This window comes from Erythrobacter sp. NAP1 (genome assembly GCF_000152865.1).
Taxonomy (GTDB): domain Bacteria; phylum Pseudomonadota; class Alphaproteobacteria; order Sphingomonadales; family Sphingomonadaceae; genus Erythrobacter.
Map to the genome: position 1 here is coordinate 2,278,480 of NZ_CH672390.1, position 19,890 is coordinate 2,298,369.

At 62.2% G+C, this 19,890-nt stretch carries 22 protein-coding genes; 12 read left to right on the forward strand and 10 right to left on the reverse strand.

The annotated features are described in order from the left end of the window. Positions 1 to 104 precede the first annotated feature (104 nt). Positions 105 to 692 (forward strand): N-acetyltransferase, encoded by a 588-nt coding sequence (locus NAP1_RS10815; RefSeq protein ID WP_007165329.1) that lies wholly within the window; start codon positions 105 to 107, stop codon positions 690 to 692. Here the strand turns inward: NAP1_RS10815 and NAP1_RS10820 are convergent. Continuing rightward, complete coding sequence (locus tag NAP1_RS10820) at positions 689 to 1,543, reverse strand: LytTR family DNA-binding domain-containing protein (protein WP_007165330.1); 855 nt, start codon at positions 1,541 to 1,543, stop codon at positions 689 to 691. The two genes, NAP1_RS10815 and NAP1_RS10820, sit on opposite strands and share 4 nt — an antisense overlap. Positions 1,544 to 1,713: 170 nt before the next feature. Between NAP1_RS10820 and NAP1_RS10825 the strand changes: the two genes are divergently transcribed. Continuing rightward, positions 1,714 to 2,265 carry a DUF2306 domain-containing protein gene (locus tag NAP1_RS10825; RefSeq protein ID WP_007165332.1) on the forward strand — a complete coding sequence of 184 codons (552 nt, stop codon included), beginning with the start codon at positions 1,714 to 1,716 and terminating at the stop codon, positions 2,263 to 2,265. Between the two features lie 7 nt (positions 2,266 to 2,272). Here NAP1_RS10825 and NAP1_RS10830 read toward each other — a convergent pair whose 3' ends face one another. The 3 genes from NAP1_RS10830 to NAP1_RS10840 are packed head-to-tail and all read right to left on the reverse strand — an operon-like array spanning position 2,273 to position 4,797. Continuing rightward, positions 2,273 to 2,854 (reverse strand): Smr/MutS family protein, encoded by a 582-nt coding sequence (locus tag NAP1_RS10830; RefSeq protein ID WP_007165333.1) that lies wholly within the window; start codon positions 2,852 to 2,854, stop codon positions 2,273 to 2,275. Further along, on the reverse strand, positions 2,851 to 4,131 hold the full coding sequence (locus NAP1_RS10835) for a murein transglycosylase A (protein WP_371170151.1): 1,281 nt from the start codon (positions 4,129 to 4,131) through the stop codon (positions 2,851 to 2,853). The genes NAP1_RS10830 and NAP1_RS10835 overlap by 4 nt, the downstream gene beginning before the upstream one ends. Before the next feature lie 6 nt (positions 4,132 to 4,137). Next, positions 4,138 to 4,797, reverse strand: a complete 660-nt coding sequence (locus NAP1_RS10840; protein ID WP_007165335.1) for a Tim44/TimA family putative adaptor protein — start codon at positions 4,795 to 4,797, stop codon at positions 4,138 to 4,140. Positions 4,798 to 5,166: 369 nt separating this feature from the next. Between NAP1_RS10840 and secB the strand changes: the two genes are divergently transcribed. The 4 genes from secB to NAP1_RS10860 all read left to right on the forward strand — a co-directional run bounded on the left by secB (position 5,167) and on the right by NAP1_RS10860 (position 9,298). Continuing rightward, the gene (gene secB / locus NAP1_RS10845) at positions 5,167 to 5,706 is read left to right on the forward strand and encodes a protein-export chaperone SecB (RefSeq protein WP_040464952.1); all 540 of its coding nucleotides are present in this window, start codon (positions 5,167 to 5,169) and stop codon (positions 5,704 to 5,706) included. Between the two features lie 27 nt (positions 5,707 to 5,733). Then, positions 5,734 to 7,314, forward strand: a complete 1,581-nt coding sequence (gene murJ, locus NAP1_RS10850; protein ID WP_007165337.1) for a murein biosynthesis integral membrane protein MurJ — start codon at positions 5,734 to 5,736, stop codon at positions 7,312 to 7,314. A gap of 5 nt (positions 7,315 to 7,319) precedes the next feature. Further along, on the forward strand, positions 7,320 to 8,339 hold the full coding sequence (gene trpS / locus NAP1_RS10855) for a tryptophan--tRNA ligase (protein WP_007165338.1): 1,020 nt from the start codon (positions 7,320 to 7,322) through the stop codon (positions 8,337 to 8,339). A 275-nt stretch (positions 8,340 to 8,614) separates the two neighbouring features. Beyond that, positions 8,615 to 9,298, forward strand: a complete 684-nt coding sequence (locus NAP1_RS10860) for a DUF4136 domain-containing protein (protein WP_007165339.1) — start codon at positions 8,615 to 8,617, stop codon at positions 9,296 to 9,298. Positions 9,299 to 9,397: 99 nt separating this feature from the next. Here the strand turns inward: NAP1_RS10860 and NAP1_RS10865 are convergent, their stop codons facing one another. The 3 genes from NAP1_RS10865 to NAP1_RS10875 form a co-directional block, all read right to left on the reverse strand. Then, positions 9,398 to 9,655 (reverse strand): YjhX family toxin, encoded by a 258-nt coding sequence (locus tag NAP1_RS10865; protein ID WP_007165340.1) that lies wholly within the window; start codon positions 9,653 to 9,655, stop codon positions 9,398 to 9,400. Positions 9,656 to 9,840: 185 nt separating this feature from the next. Further along, a complete protein-coding gene (dut, locus tag NAP1_RS10870; protein ID WP_007165341.1) occupies positions 9,841 to 10,299 on the reverse strand; it encodes a dUTP diphosphatase in 459 nt (152 codons plus the stop codon). Then, complete coding sequence (locus NAP1_RS10875; RefSeq protein WP_007165342.1) at positions 10,296 to 11,999, reverse strand: phosphopantothenate--cysteine ligase family flavoprotein; 1,704 nt, start codon at positions 11,997 to 11,999, stop codon at positions 10,296 to 10,298. Before NAP1_RS10875 ends, dut begins: the two co-directional genes overlap by 4 nt. 174 nt (positions 12,000 to 12,173) lie before the next feature. Between NAP1_RS10875 and NAP1_RS10880 the strand changes: the two genes are divergently transcribed. After that, entirely contained in the window at positions 12,174 to 12,560 is a 387-nt protein-coding gene (locus tag NAP1_RS10880) for a DUF4345 family protein (RefSeq protein ID WP_007165343.1), read from the forward strand. On the opposite strand, the gene ubiB is transcribed toward NAP1_RS10880, so the two are convergent. Continuing rightward, complete coding sequence (gene ubiB, locus NAP1_RS10885) at positions 12,557 to 14,116, reverse strand: 2-polyprenylphenol 6-hydroxylase (RefSeq protein WP_007165344.1); 1,560 nt, start codon at positions 14,114 to 14,116, stop codon at positions 12,557 to 12,559. The two genes, NAP1_RS10880 and ubiB, sit on opposite strands and share 4 nt — an antisense overlap. Positions 14,117 to 14,122: 6 nt before the next feature. Continuing rightward, on the reverse strand, positions 14,123 to 14,902 hold the full coding sequence (locus NAP1_RS10890; RefSeq protein WP_007165345.1) for a class I SAM-dependent methyltransferase: 780 nt from the start codon (positions 14,900 to 14,902) through the stop codon (positions 14,123 to 14,125). A gap of 55 nt (positions 14,903 to 14,957) precedes the next feature. Between NAP1_RS10890 and mutM the strand changes: the two genes are divergently transcribed. The 4 genes from mutM (at position 14,958) to NAP1_RS10910 (ending at position 19,048) form a co-directional block, all read left to right on the forward strand. Next, positions 14,958 to 15,773, forward strand: coding sequence for a bifunctional DNA-formamidopyrimidine glycosylase/DNA-(apurinic or apyrimidinic site) lyase (gene mutM, locus NAP1_RS10895; RefSeq protein WP_007165346.1), 816 nt, complete (start codon positions 14,958 to 14,960; stop codon positions 15,771 to 15,773). A 177-nt stretch (positions 15,774 to 15,950) separates the two neighbouring features. Next, complete coding sequence (gene rpsT, locus NAP1_RS10900; RefSeq protein WP_007165347.1) at positions 15,951 to 16,211, forward strand: 30S ribosomal protein S20; 261 nt, start codon at positions 15,951 to 15,953, stop codon at positions 16,209 to 16,211. Positions 16,212 to 16,666: 455 nt separating this feature from the next. Then, the gene (dnaA, locus tag NAP1_RS10905; protein WP_007165348.1) at positions 16,667 to 18,127 is read left to right on the forward strand and encodes a chromosomal replication initiator protein DnaA; all 1,461 of its coding nucleotides are present in this window, start codon (positions 16,667 to 16,669) and stop codon (positions 18,125 to 18,127) included. Positions 18,128 to 18,283: 156 nt separating this feature from the next. Beyond that, positions 18,284 to 19,048 carry a HesA/MoeB/ThiF family protein gene (locus tag NAP1_RS10910; protein WP_007165349.1) on the forward strand — a complete coding sequence of 255 codons (765 nt, stop codon included), beginning with the start codon at positions 18,284 to 18,286 and terminating at the stop codon, positions 19,046 to 19,048. Positions 19,049 to 19,053: 5 nt separating this feature from the next. Here NAP1_RS10910 and NAP1_RS10915 read toward each other — a convergent pair whose 3' ends face one another. Beyond that, positions 19,054 to 19,518, reverse strand: coding sequence for a hypothetical protein (locus NAP1_RS10915; RefSeq protein WP_007165350.1), 465 nt, complete (start codon positions 19,516 to 19,518; stop codon positions 19,054 to 19,056). A gap of 106 nt (positions 19,519 to 19,624) precedes the next feature. On the opposite strand from NAP1_RS10915, the gene NAP1_RS10920 reads away from it, so the two are divergent. After that, positions 19,625 to 19,831, forward strand: coding sequence for a hypothetical protein (locus NAP1_RS10920; RefSeq protein WP_007165351.1), 207 nt, complete (start codon positions 19,625 to 19,627; stop codon positions 19,829 to 19,831). Positions 19,832 to 19,890 lie beyond the last annotated feature (59 nt).

The following is a 19,890-nucleotide window of genomic DNA, read 5'->3' on the forward strand; positions in this document are numbered from 1 at the left end:
CCTCCCTCAAGGAAAGGAAGACCGGGGGCCTTTCTTGTATGGGGGCGCGGCGTTATTGCTGGCGCAGCACACGCCCAGACGGGAGTGGCGGACGGGAGGAGCGAATGCAGCCAGTATCAGTCGTCGCAGCGGGAGAGGATCGGCGCGATGCGGTCCTCAAGACCATCACGCTCGGCTTTGCGACCGATCCGGTGGCGCGCTGGGTTTGGCCCGATCCTGCGACCTATCTCGAAATCCAGCCGCAATTCGTCGATGCCTTTGGCGGAAACGGCTTTGCGCAAGGGACGGTCTACCAGACCCAATGCGGGCGTGCAGCGGCCCTCTGGCTCCCGCCCGAGGTCGAGCCTGATGGCGAGCGCATGCAAATGCTCGCGGCGCAAAGCGTCGCGCCTGAACGGATGGAGGAAATCGGCACCTTCATGGCGCAGATGGAGGACTATCATCCCACGGAACCGTGCTGGTATCTGCCGATGATCGCAGCCGATCCCTTTGCAACCGGACAGGGGCTGGGTGCGGCGCTGATGAAGCATGCGCTCGCGGTGGTCGATGAAAGCGCAATGCCCGCTTATCTGGAATCCTCGAACCCGAGGAACATCTCGCTTTATGAGCGCCACGGTTTCGAAGCCATTGGCGAGATCCAGCATGGTTCTTCGCCGGTGATGACACCGATGCTGAGGCCAGCGCGCAGCTAGATCCAGCCGGCGGCCTTCAATTCGCTGACCTGCGCGCGGGCAACGGGCGCTTCGATCCCGCTTTCGAGCACCAGGCGCACATTGCGTCCCTCGCGCTTCACGTCTTCGACTGCGAGGCGCGCGACCCACCAGCTGCGGTGCACCTGCCGCCCTTCGATCTGCGAGACATGCACCATTGCATCGCGCAGCCGCATCAGCACTAGCTCAGAGCCGAGCGGCGTGTGGACGCGAACATAGTGGTCCTCCATCTCGAGCGCGATCACGTCGCTGCCGAGTTCTGCGGGCAACTGGTCGAGCAGCGGGTTTTCGGCCCGGCTGACTTCGCTTTGAGCGGACTGCACCTCCGCGCTGCCGTCGACCACGACATCCTCGATCCGATCCTCGGGTTCCGGCGGGGCATCATTGCCGCGCGCGCCGAGCACGTTGAAAAGCAGCGTCACCGCCCCGCCGATCACGAACACATAGAAGTACGTGGTCAACGCCTCCTCTAGCGGCGGCATCGTTGGCCAGTCGGGCATGTACTGCACGATATAGACGAGCGCGGTCATCGGCACCGTCGCCACCAGCACTCCGACGAACCACAGGGGCGCAACCGGCAGGTCGAGCGCCTCGTGCGCGCGGTCCACGAAGACGCCCATCGGTGAATAGATCGCATAACCGGCGAAGGCGAAGGCAAGCCATGAGATGAGCCGCACCGCGAGCGGCTGCTCAATCGAACCGAAGGGACCGATCACGGCAAGGAAAACGCCGATCACCGCCATGATCGCGAGGTCGGACAGGGTCTTGCGCAGAAACAGCCTGCCTTTGCCCATGCCCGTGCCCATCGACTGTTCGCTTGAAGCGTTTCCCATGAGCCAGAAATGCCTGCCCGTTCGCGCTTCGTAAAGTGGCAAATGGCGGGTTTCCGGGGCTTTTGCGCGCCATTTGACGAAGCTGTGCGCCGATCCGCGAAGGGGCGATTGCTGGTGAACGGGCAGGCGGCAGTTTGGCTGCAACAGCTTACCGAAACGGAGAAACAGCCATGACCGCCGCCATCACTTCAAACCCCTTCGCCGCCCTTAAGCGTTACAACGAGCCTGCTGGCACGATGGACCTGGGCCCTGTGACACGCGCTCTGGTTCTTGTGTCGGGAACGCTGATGACCGCTATCTGCATTCTCGCCATCGCCCGTGCGCTGCTCGGTTTCACGCCGGACCTGCCGCATCTCGGAAACATCGCGGTCATGTTCCATGTCGCGACCGTCATTCCGTGCGTCCCGCTAGGCCTTTACCTGCTGGTGGCGCGCAAGGGCACGCCGATGCACAAGCAGTTGGGCAAGCTTTGGGTGGCATTGATGGTGACTACGGCAACCTCGACCCTGTTCATCCATGACGGCATGGCGCTGTCGTGGATCCACATCTTCGTGCCTTTCACCTACCGCGCATCATGGCTGATCGTGAAGACCGCGCGCGCTGGCGACATCAAGGCACACAAGGCGGAGATCGTCAGCTTGTTCCTTGGCGCTTTGATGATCCCCGGCATCTTCAGCTTCGTCATTCCGGGCCGCCTGATGAACGTGATGCTGTTCTGGTGAGACGCATTCAGCGCTGGCGTTTAAGCACCAGATAAAGCGCGCCCTCGCCTCCATGGCGGATATGGGCGCGCCGGACCGCAGCGATGGCATCGGCATGACGGCTTGCGGCAAGCCAGTCGAGCAGTTTGGCCCGGATCGCCCCGCGCTTGGTCGCCCGGTCAGCAGGGTCAGCAGGCCGTTCCCGCCCCGCGATCACCAGCACCACCCGCGCTCCCATGCTACGCGCCTGGTCGATCCCGTCCATGATCCGGCCATAGGCAGAATCAAGCGAGTGCCCGTGCAGATCGAGCGTGTAGTCGGGCGCGATCTGGCCCGCCTTGAGCTTGCGGTTCCAATGCGAATCGAGCCCCGGATCGGGCTTGATCCGGCGCGGAGGTGCAGGAGCAGGCTGACGCCGCGCTTGGGTCGTCGGAGCGGGCCGGGCTTTGACAGGCTTCGGCTTTGGAGCGGCGGGTTTGACCGCCTTAGTCGCCGTCGTGTCGGAAGCAGGTTGCGGCGGCACGCGCTTGCCCGCCATCGGTGTCACGCTTTGCGCAAGCCTCGCCCATGCGGTCTGCTCCGCTTCCGAAAGGCCGCGCGGGATGCTCATTGCTGGTCGTTGAGGCGTGCGACAGTGCCCTTGGGCAGCAGCAGGAGCGCGGACCCGCGCGCGCTCATCCCGCCCGCGATTTCGCGCGCATCGGCGCCTGCACCCCAGAAAGTATCGAAGCGGTTTGCGCCCTTGATTGCGCCGCCCGTGTCCTGCGCGATCCAGAGCCCGTCCGCGACGTCACGGTCGAGGTCGAGCCATACCGGAGCGCCTAGCGGGACGAAGGCGGGGTCCGCTGCGACCGAAGCCTCGCGCCGGACAGGGACGCCGAGAGCGCCGAGAGGCCCGTCGCCGCGCAACTCGCGGAAGAAAATCCAGCTCTTGTTGAGGCGCATGAGCTCGCGGCCCTCACGCGGATTTTCGCGGATATAGGCCATGATCCCTTGCATCGATCCGGGATATTGGCCCGGCCCGTCACCCAGCAGCCCGCGCTCGCGCATCACGCCGCCAATGCCGGTGTAGCCGCGCCCGTTCTGTCCGGCATAACCGATGCGAATGACTTCGCCGTCGGGCAAGCGCAGGCGGCCCGAGCCCTGAATTTGCAGGAAGAAGAACTCGACCGGGTCCGCTGCCCAGCCGATTACCGGAACGCGGCCTTCGAGCGCGCCGTCCTCAATCTCGGCCCGTTCGTAATAGGGCACGAAATTACCATCGCTGTCATAGCGGCCAAGCGGCGCGCGTCCCTCTCGCTCGGATGCGGGCGTGTCGGCGGGCCATGCGCGCACCAGGTCGTCGGGCATCGCATAAACGGGCACGTCATATCCGGGACGGCGGGTTCGGCTGCCGAGAATTTCCGGCTCGAAATAGCCGGTCGCGAACGCGCTGCCGTCGCCGATACGCGCGGTTTCGAAGTGCTGCTGGAAAAAGCGCGGCGCATCGCTGACCGGCCAGCCCACCGCGGCTTCGCACGATGGGCGCCAGTCTGCGCCATAGGCAAGACCGCTGCGATCTTCGCGCGCGAGCAATTGCGGGCAGCTTTCGATGTAGCTTGCAAGCGCAGTCCCGGCATCCTCGCGGTTTAGACGAAGCGCGCCGACGCTTGGCCCGCGCACGACTCCGGCGAGCGCGGCGCTGGCGGCGGCTGCGGCTGGCGGCGGCGTTGTCACCACGGGGCGCGGCGGATTGCTTTCAGGAACGAGGCGGATGCAGGCGGTGAGCAGGACAAGCGCGGTGAGCGCAGTGCCAAGCCCTGCGCCGACCGATTTGAAACTGCGAGCTTTGGTGTCGGGCCCGCCGAGCCAGATCACCCCGGCATCAGACGCGCGCCCGCCCCACACGAAGGATCAGCCTTCGTCGGTTTCGTCGAGAACCCAGTTGGGATCGCGCGAGCCGATATTGCGCGAGAAGGTCCACACGTCGCGGCTTTCGATTGCATCGTCGAGCGAACCAGCGACCACGACACCATCCTTGTCGCGCGTCACCGCAGCGATGTCGGCGACGAACAGCACCGCGATGCGGGCCATGCGACCGTCCATCGAAGCCGAGTGGATTCGCGTCTCTTCGATACGGATCAGCTTGTTGTCGAGCGTGTGCCCAGCCTCCTCGCGCGCGTCGATCGCAGCGGAGAAACCGGCATAGACATCGTCATCGCACAGTTCGCGCAGGGTATCCTTGTCGCCTTCCCAGAACCCTTCGAGGACCATCTCGTAAGCGCCCTTCGCGCCGTCCATGAACTGGCCAATGTCGAACGAACGGTCGGCACTGGCGATTTCGCGCACGCCGCGTTCGACCGCAGGCATGACGCCTTCGAGTTCAATGGAGCGCTGCGGAGCGGGTTGCGCGGGCTGACCGGCGATCGGCGGCTGTGCCTGAGGCTTGTCGCCGGCATCGAAACGCTGGGGTACCGATTCCTCTTCATGCTCTGCACGCCGGCCGAGCACGGAATAAAGCCTAAGCCCCAGGAAGGCTGCAATCATGGCGAGGATGACGATTTCTAGAATCACGTTAGTACCTTGATACCCTTTCGGCGTGGGGCGACACACCTGATCTTGTCCAGACAGCTATCTTACCGACAGCGTCACCCTAACAATACATAGTTACGGCGACTGTTCCAGCCAGATGCGTCTCGTCCCATAAATAGGCATCAAATTCAATTCGCCAACGTCAAATCGGATGCAGTTCGGCGCGAAGTGGTGCCGTGATGGCGCAATATTGAGCCGCTTGCCGAGAGACCTTCGCCTGAGCGGCTGCCCATTGCCTCTATCACCCGCCCCTGCTAGGCGCGCGCCCTTGACGAGATCAACGCATCGCACAGGCTGGGTCAGCTGGCCGCGCGGGGCAATATCAGACCACCACACGAAAGACTTATGACCATGGCCGAAGAAGGCGACATTCTCACCGACCTCAACAATCCGGGCGCAGGCGCAAACGGCGCTGACAACCAGCCGGCAGCCGGGATCATCACCCAGTATGTGAAGGACATGTCGGTCGAAAACCCGAATGCGCCCGAAGTCTTCCAGTGGACCGACCAGCCCAAGGTCGACGTGCAGTTCAACATCGGCGCTCAGCCCAAGGGCGAGCAGGTCACCGAGGTCGAATTGAAGATCAACGTCACCGCCACCACCGACAAGGGCCCGGCCTACATCGTCGAGCTTTCCTATTGCGGCCTCGTCGGCCTGCGCAACATTCCCGATGAGCAGGCGCACGCTTTCCTCTTCGCCGAAGCACCGCGCATCCTGTTTCCCTTCGCACGCCGCGTTGTTTCGGACGCCGTTCGCGATGCAGGCTTCCCGCCATTGAACGTCGATCCGATCGACTTCAACGGCCTTTACATTCAGCAGCTTCAGGCACGCCGCCAGCAGGAAGCGGGCGCAGGTGGCGACACCCCGCCGGCTCCTTCGGGCGACGCGTAAGCTGGATCTGAACGCGGGCCTTTAGGGATGAGCCTGCTCAAAAATGTCGGGACCATCGGGTCCCTGACTATGCTCAGCCGCATTGCCGGAATGGCGCGCGAGATGATCTTCTCGCGCGTCCTTGGCGCCAATGCGGTGACCGATGCGTGGTTTCAGGCATTCATCATCCCCAATGTCTTTCGCCGCCTGTTCGCCGAGGGTGCGTTCTCGGCCGCCTTCGTGCCGATGTTCTCTAAGCGGCTGCACGGTCATGACGACTCGGAAAAAGGGCTGGAGGAAGCCCGCTCGTTCAGCGCCGATGTGCTGAGCGTTTTCCTCCCCGTGCTGATCGCTCTGGTCGCGGTTTTCGAGATCGCGATGCCGGGGGTAATCTGGCTCCTGAGCGAGAAGCCGGTCGATCCGCAGACCTATCCGCTTGCTGTCGATTTCGCGCGGATCATGTTCCCTTACATCATCCTCGTCAGCCTCGTGACGTTGTTTACAGGTATGCTGAACAGCGTCTCGCGTTTTGCGCCCGGAGCAAGCTTTCCGATCATCCTCAACATCGTCCTGATCGCGGCGCTGCTTACGGGCGAATGGTTTGCCGACAACACCGGGGCGAGCGTCGAGCAGATCGCCTACGGCATCGCGTGGGCGGTGACGGGCGCGGGGGTGATGCAGCTTGCGTGGCTCTACTACTGGACGCGCGTCGAGGGCTTCAGGCCCAAGCTGCTGTGGCCGCGCATCACGCCTGAAGTGAAGCGCCTCGGCATCATTGCTCTTCCCGCGGCGATTGGCGGCGGCGCGTATCAGATCAACACGCTGGTCCAGCTCTACTTCCTCAACCAGCTTGAGGACGGCTCGGTCAGCTACATGAACTATGCCGACCGCCTGAACCAATTGCCGCTCGGTATTATCGGCATTGCGCTTTCGACCGCGATCCTGCCGACGCTTTCGAAATTCGTGGGCGGCGAAAACAAAGAAGGCGCGGACCGCATCCAGTCGGACGCGATTGAGCTTTCGATGTTGCTGACGATCCCGGCAGCGGTCGCACTGGCGATCTGTGCGGAAGCCTTCGTGACGATGATCTTCCAGGGAGGCCGCTTCGATCTCGCCGATGCGAGCGCGACTGGAGAAGTTCTCGCAGCGCTCGTGCTCGGCCTTCCCGCCTATGTGCTGGTGAAGGTGCTGGTACCCAACTTCTACGCCCGCGCCGATACCAAGACGCCGGTGGTCGCAGCCTTTATTTCGCTGGGCGTGTTCATAACGACCTGCATCCTCGTTCTCGACACCTATGGCGTCGTCGGGGTGGCCTTCGCCAGCGTGATCGGCGCTTGGATCAACGTTGCCTTCCTGCTCATCGTGCTGGCTGCGCGCGGGCATTATCGCATTCCGGGCGTGCTGCTTCTTCGCATCGCGCGGCAGGTGGCCGCCGCCGCCGCCATGGGCGCGGCCTTGTTCTACACGAATGACCTGCTAACGGACTGGTATTCGGCAGGGCTCTTCGCCCGGCTGGGCGCGCTCGCGGCGCTCGTCGCGGCTGCTGCCATTGTCTATTTCGGCCTCGCTTTCGCCACCGGCGCCATCGACCGGCAGCGCATCGCGGCTCTAACCAAGAAAGCAAAGTGAAACCCATGCGTGTCGTCTCTGGCATCCAGCCCACCGGTAAACCGCATCTCGGCAACTATCTTGGCGCGATCGTCAATTACGTGAAGCTGCAGGACGAGGCGCATGCCGCTGGTGGCGAGTGCTTCATCTTCCTCGCCGACCTGCACGCGCTTTCTCAGCCGCATGACCCGGCCGAGCTGACAAAGAACACCCGCGAAATGGTGGCGACGCTGGTGGCCTGCGGGGTCGATCCATCCAAGACGATCCTGTTCAACCAGGCGCAGGTTCCCGCTCACGCAGAGCTGCAATGGCTTTTAAACGGAACGGCCCGGATGGGCTGGCTCAACCGCATGACGCAGTGGAAGGACAAGGCGGGCAAGAACCGCGAGGGCCAGTCGGTTGCGCTCTTCACCTACCCCGTCCTGCAGGCCGCAGACGTACTGCTCTATCAGGCGACGCACGTTCCTGTGGGCGAGGATCAAAAGCAGCATCTCGAACTTGCCCGCGACATCGCGCAAAAGTTCAACAATGACTTCTGCTCAGAGGACGCACCGCTCTTCACGCTGCCCGAGCCTTACATCCCGCCAGCCGCCGCTCGCATCATGAGCCTGCGTGACGGCACCGCGAAGATGAGCAAGTCGGACCCGTCGGACATGAGCCGCATCAGCCTTACCGACGATCCCGACACGGTGATGAAAAAGGTCAAGAAGGCCAAAACCGACCCCGAGCCCCTTCCATCGGAAGAAAAGGGCCTCGAGGACCGCGCCGAGGCAAAGAACCTCGTGGGAATCTACGCCGCTCTGACCGGTAAGAGCACCGCGGACGTCCTCGCCGAACATGGCGGACAGGGTTTTGGCGCGTTCAAGCCTGCGCTGGGCGAAGTGCTCGTGGAAACCCTGCGCCCGATCAATGCGCGCTTCATGGAGCTCAAGGACGATCAGGAAGCGCTAGACGCCATTCTTGCGCGCGGCGCGGCGCAGGCACGCGAGCACGGGCTACCGACGCTCAATGCCGCCTACAAGGCGCTGGGTCTGGTGCGCGGCTGAGCGCACAGCTGATTGGCGCTCATTGGCCTAAGCCAGGTGGCCAAGCAAAACGTTCAATTTCGGTTCAGCACAACAGGTTATTGTGCGCCGCAACAGTGATCGCCTGATCGATAGGGTCATCATTAAGGGGTCGTAGAAAGGCTGACAGCAGGGCCGCGCACAAGCGCCCGCGTTCAGCCTCGACACGCATTGTAGGGAATGGCGCACGGTCACTGGCACACCTGCCGGTGCGTCCTGCATTTGGGTCGCACTGGCGAAACACTGAAGGATATGTCATGAACCGTATTGCTATGTCATCGCGTTCGAACCGTTTCAGTCGCCTCTCCCGCCTTGCTCTGGCAGGAATTGCGACAGCAACGCTCGCCGCATGTGCTCCATCATTCAAGGCTGACGTCTCGCGCTTCCAGGCGCAACTGCCCGCTCCGCAGGGTCAGACCTTTGCCGTCGTGGCCGAAGATCCCACGCTCGCAGGCGGGCTGGAATTCGCGCTTTATGCCGACATGGTCGCTGCCGAAATGGCAGAGCTTGGCTATAACCGCGCGGCAACTCCGGAAAGCGCTAACCTGTTGGTTCGCTTCGATTACGGGGTTGATAATGGCCGCGAACGCATCCGCAGCAACGGCCTTGCCGGCGACCCGTTCTTCGGACCGTGGGGCGGCTTTGGCGGCTTCGGTTTCCGCCGCGCCTATGCGTTCGGCTTCTACGATCCGTTCCTCGCCGGACCGCAGGTTCGCAGCTACACCGTCTACACCTCGGACATCGATCTGAAGATCGACAACACCGCAACGGGCGAGCGCCTTTTCGAAGGTTCCGCACAAGCTGTTTCGCGTTCGAATCGCCTGCAGTCACTGGTCCCGAACCTCGTCGACGCGATTTTCACCGACTTCCCTGGAAGCAATGGTGAAACTCTTCGCATTACGATCAAGGAAGATGGTAAGACGGTCAGACCGGCACGATAACAACCGCCATGGGCTAACTGGGAATGCCCACGGACGGGAAGAAAGGGCGGCGCAAGGGATCAGCGCCGCCCTTTTTCATGTCTGCAAAGCGCGCGAGGCTCATCGGTTGTCGAGCTGAGCACGCACCGCGAGCAGCCCTTCGCGCGTGATGCGGTATGGTTTGCCGCTGCGGCTGCGGATGAGCCGACGTTTTCGAAGCCGCTCGAAGACAGGCAAGCTGCAATCGGCGAGGCGAAAGCCGTCGCGGTTGTAGCAGTCAACGCCTGTCACTTTTCCGCGATGGTCGCGCTCAAAGCGGATCAATCCGCCCTGCGCGAGGACGTGCAGCACGCGCTGCTCGTGTTTGGAAATGTTCAATGAAATTGTCCCGATTGGGTATGCTGAGAGCCGCTCTTCCGGCGCATCGGGCCGGAGGCGGGGCAATCGGTTTCCGGCGCGCAATCAACGCGCGAAACCGGTTCAGCAGGTCACAATCTCGAACATAAAATCCCTGTGTGGACGTGAGGCGCAAATGCCGCGCATCACCTTACGGGTCAAGTTTTCTAGAGCTTGGCGTGTCCGCCGGTCGAGCCGAAACCGCCCTCGCCGCGCTGGGTCGCGTCGAGTTCGTCGACTTCGGACCATGCGGCCTGGACCACCGGGGCGAGAACCAGCTGCGCGACCCGGTCGCCGCGCGCGATCGCAAAATCCTCGCTCCCGTGATTGATCAGCAGGACCTTCAATTCGCCGCGATAATCGGAATCGATTGTGCCCGGCGTGTTGGGAACGGTGATCCCGTGCTTGAACGCGAGACCTGAGCGCGGACGCACCTGAATCTCGAACCCTTGCGGGATCGCAACAGAAAGCCCGGTGGCGACCGCGTGACGCGCTCCCGGCGCGATGGTCACGTCCTCGGCGCTGACGATATCCATGCCGGCGCTGCCGTCGGTAGCGTAGGCCGGCAGCGAGAGGCCCTCGCCATGTGGGAGGCGCTTTACTTCGACCTGAACTGAGCTCGTCATTCTGCGGCTTCGGCCTTCAGGGTGGCAGCGATCCGCTCAACCAGCGCCATTGCGACTTCGCCCTTGGGCATCTTGTCGAGTTTTTCGACGCCGTCTGCGCTGACGATGTGGACGAGGTTGTCGTCTCCCCCCATCACGTCGCCAGAGACATCGTTCGCAACGATCCAGTCGCACGCCTTGCGCTTGCGCTTCTGCTTGGCATTGGCGAGCACGTCGTCCGTTTCGGCGGCAAAGCCGACCACGAGTTCAGGACGGTTCGATGCGCCTGCGAGATTGGTGAGGATGTCAGGATTCTCGGTCAGCATGAGAGCTGGCGGAGCTGAGCCGCGCTTCTTGATCTTTTCGTCGCGATATTCCTTGGGCCGCCAGTCGGCGACCGCTGCAACCATGACTGCGACATCGGCAGGCAGCGCCCGCTTGACTGCAGTCGACATTTCTTCGGCGCTTTCAACATCGATCCGCTTCACACCCGCCGGGGTCTTGAGCGCAACCGGGCCTGCGACCAGTGTCACGTCTGCACCCAGAGCAGCGGCCGCGGCGGCGATGGCAAAGCCCTGCTTCCCGCTCGACCGGTTGGCGATGTAGCGCACAGGATCGATCGATTCCCAGGTCGGCCCTGCGGTCACCAGCACGTGGCGGCCATCGAGCGGGCGGTAGGAGGCATCGACGTCGAAGCTTCCCGCGACCTCTTCCTCGTCGGCCTCGATAGTCGCTGCCTTCTCGGGCGCGGCCTTCTTGGCGGCGACCTTCTTGGGAGCGGGCTTTTCTTCTTCGGGCTCCTCAACCTCTTCAGGCGCAAGACGGCGCTCATCGACCTCGTGGTTGATGGCGTCGGGATCGATGGGCGGCGCAGCCTTGCCCTTGCCCTTGGTCGCCAGCGGCGAGCCCTCGAGGTCGGGATTGAACTCGATGTCCTCGTCCTCGATTTCGACGTCTTCGGGCAGCTCCTCCTCGCCCAGCGCATCGAGTTCGGCCTCGATCTCTTCGGCGCTGCGTTTCTCGGTCGATCGATTGATGATCTTGGAAAGCAGTCCGCCAAGCCCGCCACCGAGCGTCGATCCGGTATCGTCCTCGGGTTCGAGCGCTTCGACCTCGAGCTCTTCAGCAGGCGCATCGTTGGCCGCGACCGGCGCAGGCGCTTCTTCCTCGACCTCGATCCCGAATTGCGCGGCGATTTCGCGCCAGATGGCGTGCGGTTCGGGCAAGCGACCATAGCCGAACTCGCCGCAGGCCATCGCGCCTTCATCCGGGTGGATGACGGTCACGCCCGCTTCTTTCAGCGATTCGACGTTGCGCTGTGTGGAGGCATGCTCCCACATCTTCACGTTCATCGCGGGAACCGCCATCACCGGCTTGTTGGTCGCAAGGATGAGCGTCGTGGCCAAGTCATCGGCGATGCCTGCTGCCATCTTCGCCATCAGGTCGGCGGTCGCGGGGCAGACGACGATCATGTCGGCCTCACGCGAGAGTTCGATATGCCCCATCTCGACCTCGTTCTTGAGATCGAAGAGTGATGTGTAGACCTGGTTTTCGGAGAGCGCGGCAAGCGACATGGGGGTCACGAATTGCTGCCCGCCCTTGGTCACGACGCAGGTGACATCGCCCCCGCCCTTGCGGATGAGCCGGACGAGCTCGCACGATTTGTAGGCCGCGATACCGCCGCCAACCACAAGCAGGATCTTTGGCCCAGCCTCGCTCACTACCCGGTCTTCCTCCACGTTCTTGGTCTGTCAGTTTCCGTCTAGCGGTCATATCAAGCCGCGCCAAGTCCAGCAGACTCCTTGCGATAGGATGGTTAAAATTGCACTTAGAGCCGAGCAGCAAATTGACGGCAATCGTGCCGGTCCGGGCGCTGCGTTGAAGGGGGTTTACAGATGATTTTAGCGCTCAAGATGCTTTTGACGCTCGGCGGGGGACTGCTGGTATTCATGGGGTTCGGCTTCTTCACCGATCCAGTGAGCTCGGCTGCGGATTTCGGGATCGATGTTGAAGGCGCGCATGGCCTCACGTCGATACGCGCCGACATGACCGCCTTTTTCGGAGTGTCGGGCGCGTGTTTCATCTGGGGCGCGTGGGCCAATCGCAGCGATCCCCTGATCATTGGTGCGGCTTTGATGTTCGTCACCCTGGCAACGCGGCTCGTCGCGCTTGGCGCTTATGGCGCATTTGAGGGTTATATCCTGCCGATGGTGGTCGAGGCGTTGCTCGGCATTTTCGGCATCGTCGGCGCGCGAATTCTGCCGAAGACCGCCAGAGGCTAGAGCAGCCCGGCGAGCATCGCGCCGTATACAGCGCCTGCCCCCGCCAGCACTGCAACGAAGTAGCCGAGCAGGCCTCCGCCTGAGCGTTCCTTCCGGTCGGTCATCAGGCGGATTTCTGGAAGCGGTGGAGGTTCGGGTGCGCCGCCCTTGGGCGGGAACTTCTCTTCCAGCCGGCGGATCAGGCCAGGCAGGCGGAACAGCGTTTCGGTGTCTTCCTTGATCCGGTCTGCAACCGCCGCTTCCGGCCCGAGCTCGTCGCGGATCCAGCTGCGCACGTAAGGGGCGGCGGTGTCCCACATATTGATGTCGGGATTGAGCTGCGTCGCGATCCCTTCGACCATCACCATGGTCTTTTGCAGCAGCAGCAGGTGCGGCTGGGTCTGCATGTCGAAATCGCGGGTGATTGCGAACAGCCCGTCGAGCATCTGGCCTACGCTCAATTCCTTTACCGGCTTGCCACGCATCGGCTCGCCCACCGCACGAAGCGCCGTCGCGAACTCGCCGACCGAGTGATAGCTCGGCACATATTGCGCTTCGAAGTGGATTTCGGCGACGCGCTGATAATTGCCGGTCGTGAGGCCATAGAGGATTTCGGCAAGCCACTGGCGCGCGCGGCGGTCGATCCGACCCATGATGCCGAAGTCGATGGCAACGATTGTGCCGTCTTCTTCGACGAACAGGTTCCCCTGGTGCATGTCGGCGTGGAAGAATCCGGCGCTGATCGCCTGGGTAAGAAAGCTGATGACGAGCTTTTCAGCGAGCGCCTCAAGATCGTGTCCCGCTGCGAGCAATTCATCGCGCTTGGAAATCTTGATGCCTTCGACCCACTCGATGGTCAGCACCCGGCCATTGGTCCTGTCCCAGTCGATAGCGGGGATGCGATAACCGCCGACGCCCGCCATCTCCTCGGCAAGTTCGGAGGCCGAGGCGGCTTCGCGGCGGAGGTCGAGTTCGGAATTGGTCCAGCGCTTGAAATTTGCGATGGTCAGCCGGGGGCGGAGGCGTGCGGCCTCTCCGCCCATCGCCTCGACATGGGCAGCGGCCCATTCGTAGGTCTGGATGTCGCGCGCAAACTTCTCGCGGATGCCCGGACGCAGCACTTTGACTGCGACCTTGCGCCCGTCGATGGTGGTGGCACGGTGAACCTGCGCGATAGAGGCAGCGCCAACCGGCACCGGGTCGATATCCGCGAACAGCGCGTCGAGCGGCTGCTCGAATGTCGCGGCGATCTGCTCTTCGATTTTTGAGAAAGGCACCGGCGGCAGGCTGTCCTGCAGGCTCAGCAGATTGTGCGCGGCCTCTTCGCCAACGAGATCAGGCCGGGTCGCAAGCGACTGACCGAGCTTGATTGCCGCAGGCCCGATGGCGCGAAAGGCTCCCGCATAGTCGCGGGTCCCACGTTTGCCGGTCAGCGTCGCAAGCCGAGCGATCCGTGCAAGCCTGCGCACCGTGGACGGCGCGTTGGGATCGTCCTCGACCCCGACAAGCGCACGGCGGCGTGCGAGCGTGATGCCCCATCGCGCAAGGCGGAAAAGATGCGTGGCAGGCGTTGTCATGCGCTCTTAGATTTTCCAGCCCGAATGGATCGCGACCGCACCGCCCAGGATGCTTTCGACCTTGGTGTTGGTGAAGCCCGCTGCGCGAATCATGTTCTCGAACTCGGCCATCTTGGGGAACTTGCGGATCGATTCGACGAGATAGCGATAGGAGTCCGCGTCGCCTGCGATCATCTGCCCCATGCGCGGGAGCAGCAAATCGGAATAGACATCGTAGACTTCCTTGAAGCCCGACCATTCGGTGGTCGAGAATTCCATGCAGTAGAACCGTCCACCGGGACGCAGCACGCGGTAAGCCTCGGCAAGCGCCTTGACCTTGTAGGTGACGTTCCTAATGCCGAAGACGATGGTGTAGGCATCGAAGCTGCCCGAGGCGAAGCTGACCTCTTCCGCATTCTGACAGGTAAAGACGAGGCTGCCCGTTTCGGCGCTTTCGGCGCGCTCCATCGCGCGCTCCGCACCCACGTCGAGCATGTCCTGATTGATGTCGGCAACGGTGATGTTCGCGCCGCGATCGGCCATGCGAAAGGCGATGTCGCCCGTGCCGCCTGCCATGTCGAGAATCGATTCGCCCGGCTGCGGCTTCACTCGCTTGACGAAACGGTCCTTCCAGCCGCGATGCATCCCGATCGACATCGCGTCGTTCATGATGTCGTATTTCTTCGCGACACTGGTGAAGACCTCGCCCACGCGCCGTGTCTTTTCTTCCGGACTTACATTCTCATAGCCGAAGGAGACGGTTTCGCTTCCCGCATCGTTCGCGTGGTCGTTGATGTTCTCGCTCATGCGAGGTGCCCTAGAGGGAATTGCGGGATGCGCAAAGGGTGTTAGTGGGGTCCAAATGCCCGAATTACCCGAAGTCGAAACCACCGTGCGCGGCCTTGCCCGTTTCCTTGATGGCGAACGGATCGAACGAGTGACGCTGAATCGCCCCGATTTGCGCCGCCCATTCCCGCCTGAACTCGTGCAAGTGATGACCGGTGCGACGGTCACGGGCCTGTCGCGCCGCGCCAAATACGGCCTCATCCACCTCGATCGCGGTGCGACCATGATCTTTCACTTGGGCATGAGCGGGCGATGGCGGATCGACCCGGAAGAAGCCGACAGGCACGACCACCTCCTGATGGAAGCCGCCGGTCACCGTTTCGCTCTGTGTGATCCGCGAAGGTTCGGCTCGGTTGATTTGGAGCAGACCGACGCGCTCGACACTTGGCCGCAATTCGCAGCGATGGGCCCCGAACCGCTCGGCCCGGACTTTACGTCCGAAAAGCTCAAGTCGGCGCTGAAGGGCAAGTCCCAGAGCATCAAGCTGTGCCTGCTGGATCAACGCATCGTAGCAGGGCTCGGCAATATATATGTGTGTGAGGCGCTTTGGCGGTCGGGAATTCATCCGCTCAAGGCAGGTGGGAAGGTAACGCGGCCTCAGCTTGCCCGGCTTGTCCCCGCGATCCGAGACGTTCTTACGGCATCCATCAAAGATGGTGGCTCATCTCTGAGGGACTACGCTGCACCTGATGGTGAGCTTGGCTATTTCGCAACGCGCTTTGATGTCTATGGACGCACGGGCGAACTGTGCAGGCGCGAAGATGGTGGAAAGATTCGCCGGATCGCGCAAGGCGGGCGCAGCACCTGGTACTGCGCGAAGTGCCAGCGCTGAGCCTGTTTCGGCAACGACCCGTGTACCGCAACGAGAAACCCACAGTTTCCTTGACGATTCGCCCCTTGCCGACTATGTGCGCCGCTTTCCGGCGGTGAATCGCCGATTTTTCGAACAGACCAGACTATTTCCGGTCGCAAAGCTGCGGCCTGCACAAAACGCGAGACAGACAGACATATGGCCAATTCGCCGCAAGCCCGTAAGCGCATTCGTCGCAACAACCGCCGTGCCGAAGTGAACGGCGCGCGCATGAGCCGCATTCGTAGCCACGTGAAGAAGGTCGAAGCGGCCTGCGAAGCTGGCGACAAGGATGCAGCAGCAGCAGCTCTCAAGGCTGCTCAGCCTGAACTGGCTCGCGGTGTCGCACGCGGCGTGATGCACAAGAACACCGTCGCGCGGAAGATGTCGCGCCTGACGAAGCGAGTCGCCGCTCTCTAAGTCAGTTTCGCAAGCGCGATTCGGCCTCTCCGTGAGCCGCCGGTTACGCGTTTGGACTTAAGGAATGTGGATAAGGGTCGTGCCGATTGGGACGGCCCTTTTCTTTTGTGACCAATGTGACAGGGCAGGCCGCCGAGAATGTCAGGAAACTCAACGATTCGCGGCCTCAGAAATCGAAAATCTATGTAAATCAGTGACTTGTACGTACGCCTGCGGGGTTGCGCCGAGTCAACAAATATATTTCGATTTTATTGCAATTCCCCGCTTGCTCTCAGCGCCCAACAGTTCTTTATTCGTCTCTCACCCGGAGCGGGACAGACCGGGTGCCACATAGTTTAGCTGACGGGGGATCCCGGAAAAACACCATTTTCCGGTCAGGGACGTTATTGCCTGTCAAATGTTTGAAGTCGCACCTCGGACAGCGGTTCCGGGTACGGGAGAGTAGTGGGGTTTCAATGGTGCACAAGATGGACAAGACGCGGACAACGCGTCGCAGCGCGGATGATGATTTGATGGAAGATGCCGAAGCCGTAAATCTCGCAGCTGACTGGGCTGATATCAGTCAGGGACTGCGAAAGGACCTCGGCCACCAATTGCACAGTCAGTGGATCAAGCCGATCCAGGTTGGTTCGATCAACAAGGAAACGGGCACGCTTGACCTGTTTCTCCCAACCGAATTCTCAGCCAACTGGGTGAAGGATCGTTTTCACGACCGCCTTCAGCTCGCGTGGAAGATCGTGCGCGGCGACGTGCGCAACGTGAACATCCAAGTTCACCCGGGTCGCCGCCAGCTGCCTGAACTGCGTATCGACGATGGCCGCCGTCCGGCCAATGACGGCGCGAGCGCGATTGCGGTTGCCGCGGGCACGATCGGCGATGCAGGCTTTACCTCGAGCGTCGGTCTCGACCCTTCGCTCACCTTCCAGGCATTCGTCACCGGCGAAGCCAATGTGCTCGCCTGCAATGCAGCACAGCGCATGGCCGCGACCGAACAGCCGCAATTTTCGCCGCTCTACCTCAAGGCCGCGACTGGTCAGGGCAAGACGCACCTGCTGCACGCAATCGGCCACGCCTTCCTGCAGGCTCACCCGCGCGCTCGCATTTTCTACTGCTCGGCAGAGCGGTTCATGGTCGAGTTCGTGCAGGCTCTCAAAGCCAACCAGATGATCGAGTTCAAGGCGCGCCTGCGCAGCTTCGACCTGCTGCTGGTGGACGACATCCAGTTCATCATCGGCAAAGCTTCGGCTCAGGAAGAGTTGCTTTACACGATCGATGCTCTGCTCGCCGAGGGCAAGCGACTTGTCTTTGCAGCCGACCGCGCACCGCAGGCATTGGACGGTGTCGAACCGCGGCTTCTGTCGCGCCTTTCGATGGGGCTCGTCGCCGACATTCAGGCGGCCGATATCGAGCTTCGCAAGAAGATCCTTGAATCGAAGCTGTCGCGTTTTGCGCCGCTCAGCGTTCCAGAAGACGTGATCGACTTCCTCGCCCGCACGATCACGCGCAATGTTCGCGAGCTGGTCGGCGGTCTCAACAAGCTGATCGCTTACGCTCAGCTGACGGGTCAGGAAGTTTCGCTGCAACTCGCGGAAGAACAGCTGACCGATATCCTGTCAGCGAACCGCCGCCGGATCACGATCGACGAGATTCAGCGCACGGTCTGCCAGTTCTACCGGATCGACCGCAGCGAGATGAGTTCGAAGCGCCGTGCGCGCGCCGTGGTTCGCCCGCGTCAGGTGGCGATGTACCTCTCGAAGGTGCTGACCCCGCGTTCCTACCCGGAAATCGGCCGCAAATTCGGTGGCCGTGACCACTCTACCGTCATCCACGCCGTGCGCCTGATCGAAGATCTGCGTCAGCGCGATGCCGACATGGATGGCGATGTCCGCAGCTTGTTGAGGCAGCTGGAAAGCTGATCTCAATTCCACTGGCGGTGCACTCCCGGTCAACGGCATGTGCACCGCCAGACCAGCCTCGGCCAACAGCTTGACCACAGCCTTATCCCATCGGCTGCCCACAGACTTGTGCGCAACCTATTCACATGCGCTCCACAGCCTGCCAACAGGCTGTCCATGAGCTTATCACCTGCAAGGCTGGACCGTTTTGCGCGCCACATCGTGCTTCCCGAGATCGGCGGAGCGGGTCAGGTGGCCCTGTCTCAAAAGCATGTCGCGGTGATCGGCCTTGGCGGGATCGGCTCGCCCGCGCTGCAATATCTGGCGGGCGCCGGCATTGGCCGCTTCACGCTGGTGGACGATGATGCGGTCGATGTTTCCAACCTCCAGCGCCAGACCATTTTCACGCAGCGCGATGTCGGCCACGGCAAGGCGACCAGCGCGCGGCGCTGGCTGGCGAATTTCGACGATGCCCTGGATGTGACCCTCAGCGACAGCCGGGTGAGCGCGGACAACGCTGCTGCCCTGCTGGACGGGGTCGATCTGGTGCTCGACGGAACGGACAATTTCGCGACGCGGCTCGCGGTATCGGATGCCTGTGTGAAGGCAGGCGTGCCGCTCCTGTCAGCTGCGGTCGGGCGCTTTCAGGGTCAGGTCGGTGCCTTTGCAGGGCACTTGCCCGATCAGCCCTGCTACCGCTGCTTCGTCGGCGATGCTTTCGACGCCGAGGACTGCGACACCTGCGCAGAGGATGGCATGCTCGGCGCCATGGCAGGATGGGCCGGAAGCTTCGCGGCGATGCAGTCGGTTCGGGTGCTGCTGGAAGGCGTGAGCCGGCTCGGCAATCCGATGTGGGGCAAGCTGCATATCCTCGATGGCCTGAAGCCGGGCCTTCGCACGCTCAACATCGCCAAGGACCTCGCCTGCAAGGCCTGCGGTTAGGCGTGCTACCAGCCGCGCTGCTTTCGCTGGTTCAACTGCTCGATCATTGATGGGCGGTCGGCGTCAGGATCTGGGCGACAGACCTCGCCCGATCGTGTTTTCTCGCAAATCCTGCCTAACCGGTCGCGACCCGGCTCGGGTGTGTCGAGGACAAAATAGAGGATCACGAGAACGCCCGGAATTCCGGCAGCCAGCATCTTGTATCCGATCGATGCGCCGATCCCTCCGCTCGCCACACTCGCGGTGTTGCGGCCCTTGACCCCTTCGCTGACCTTGCGCGCACCGCAAAAAGCGAGCGCCCCGCCGAAGATGATAAGGAGCACCGGCAACGCCACAGCAGCAATCATCGTGGCAAAGATCATGTCGCCATCGATCAGGCAGCGCGTGCTGAAGCACTCGGCCCAGTACCAGGCGAGATAGGCATAGGGCGCGCCGAACACGCCCAACAGGATGATCGTCCTTATCGACATGGGCACATGCTTAGCGCGAAGTGGTTAAGGCCCGGTGCGCAGCGTATTCTCGGAACGTTTGGCCTTGCTTGTTTGTAAGTCAGACAAACACGAAAGGAATACTATCATGACAGGCGCAGTCCTATCGCTTTTCACCCTTGGCGCAGTTGGCACGTTTGCCCTCAGCCAGTACCGCAAGATGAAGAAGGAGCTTCCCGACGACAGGGAAGTGCGTCCCGAAGACAAAATCGCGGTCAAGCAGAGCCTCGCGAAAAACGATCCAGTTCAGCAGACCTCCGCGAGCCACGGCACACCGTCGCGCCAGCCTGCATAAATTGGACGACACGCAAGAAAAAAGGCCGCGCTCACCAGCGCGGCCTTTTTCGTGTTTGC

Coding starts and splice junctions, on each gene's coding strand:
- ubiB (WP_007165344.1), bottom strand. CDS start 14,116: ATGACAACGCCTGCCACGCATCTTTTCCGCCTTGCGCGATGGGGCATC.
- dnaA (WP_007165348.1), top strand. CDS start 16,667: ATGGTGCACAAGATGGACAAGACGCGGACAACGCGTCGCAGCGCGGAT.
- secB (WP_040464952.1), top strand. CDS start 5,167: ATGGCCGAAGAAGGCGACATTCTCACCGACCTCAACAATCCGGGCGCA.
- NAP1_RS10890 (WP_007165345.1), bottom strand. CDS start 14,902: ATGAGCGAGAACATCAACGACCACGCGAACGATGCGGGAAGCGAAACC.
- murJ (WP_007165337.1), top strand. CDS start 5,734: ATGAGCCTGCTCAAAAATGTCGGGACCATCGGGTCCCTGACTATGCTC.
- NAP1_RS10915 (WP_007165350.1), bottom strand. CDS start 19,518: ATGTCGATAAGGACGATCATCCTGTTGGGCGTGTTCGGCGCGCCCTAT.
- dut (WP_007165341.1), bottom strand. CDS start 10,299: ATGACGAGCTCAGTTCAGGTCGAAGTAAAGCGCCTCCCACATGGCGAG.
- NAP1_RS10910 (WP_007165349.1), top strand. CDS start 18,284: ATGAGCTTATCACCTGCAAGGCTGGACCGTTTTGCGCGCCACATCGTG.
- NAP1_RS10880 (WP_007165343.1), top strand. CDS start 12,174: ATGATTTTAGCGCTCAAGATGCTTTTGACGCTCGGCGGGGGACTGCTG.
- mutM (WP_007165346.1), top strand. CDS start 14,958: ATGCCCGAATTACCCGAAGTCGAAACCACCGTGCGCGGCCTTGCCCGT.
- NAP1_RS10860 (WP_007165339.1), top strand. CDS start 8,615: ATGAACCGTATTGCTATGTCATCGCGTTCGAACCGTTTCAGTCGCCTC.
- NAP1_RS10820 (WP_007165330.1), bottom strand. CDS start 1,543: ATGGGAAACGCTTCAAGCGAACAGTCGATGGGCACGGGCATGGGCAAA.
- trpS (WP_007165338.1), top strand. CDS start 7,320: ATGCGTGTCGTCTCTGGCATCCAGCCCACCGGTAAACCGCATCTCGGC.
- NAP1_RS10815 (WP_007165329.1), top strand. CDS start 105: ATGCAGCCAGTATCAGTCGTCGCAGCGGGAGAGGATCGGCGCGATGCG.
- NAP1_RS10825 (WP_007165332.1), top strand. CDS start 1,714: ATGACCGCCGCCATCACTTCAAACCCCTTCGCCGCCCTTAAGCGTTAC.
- NAP1_RS10920 (WP_007165351.1), top strand. CDS start 19,625: ATGACAGGCGCAGTCCTATCGCTTTTCACCCTTGGCGCAGTTGGCACG.
- rpsT (WP_007165347.1), top strand. CDS start 15,951: ATGGCCAATTCGCCGCAAGCCCGTAAGCGCATTCGTCGCAACAACCGC.
- NAP1_RS10830 (WP_007165333.1), bottom strand. CDS start 2,854: ATGAGCATCCCGCGCGGCCTTTCGGAAGCGGAGCAGACCGCATGGGCG.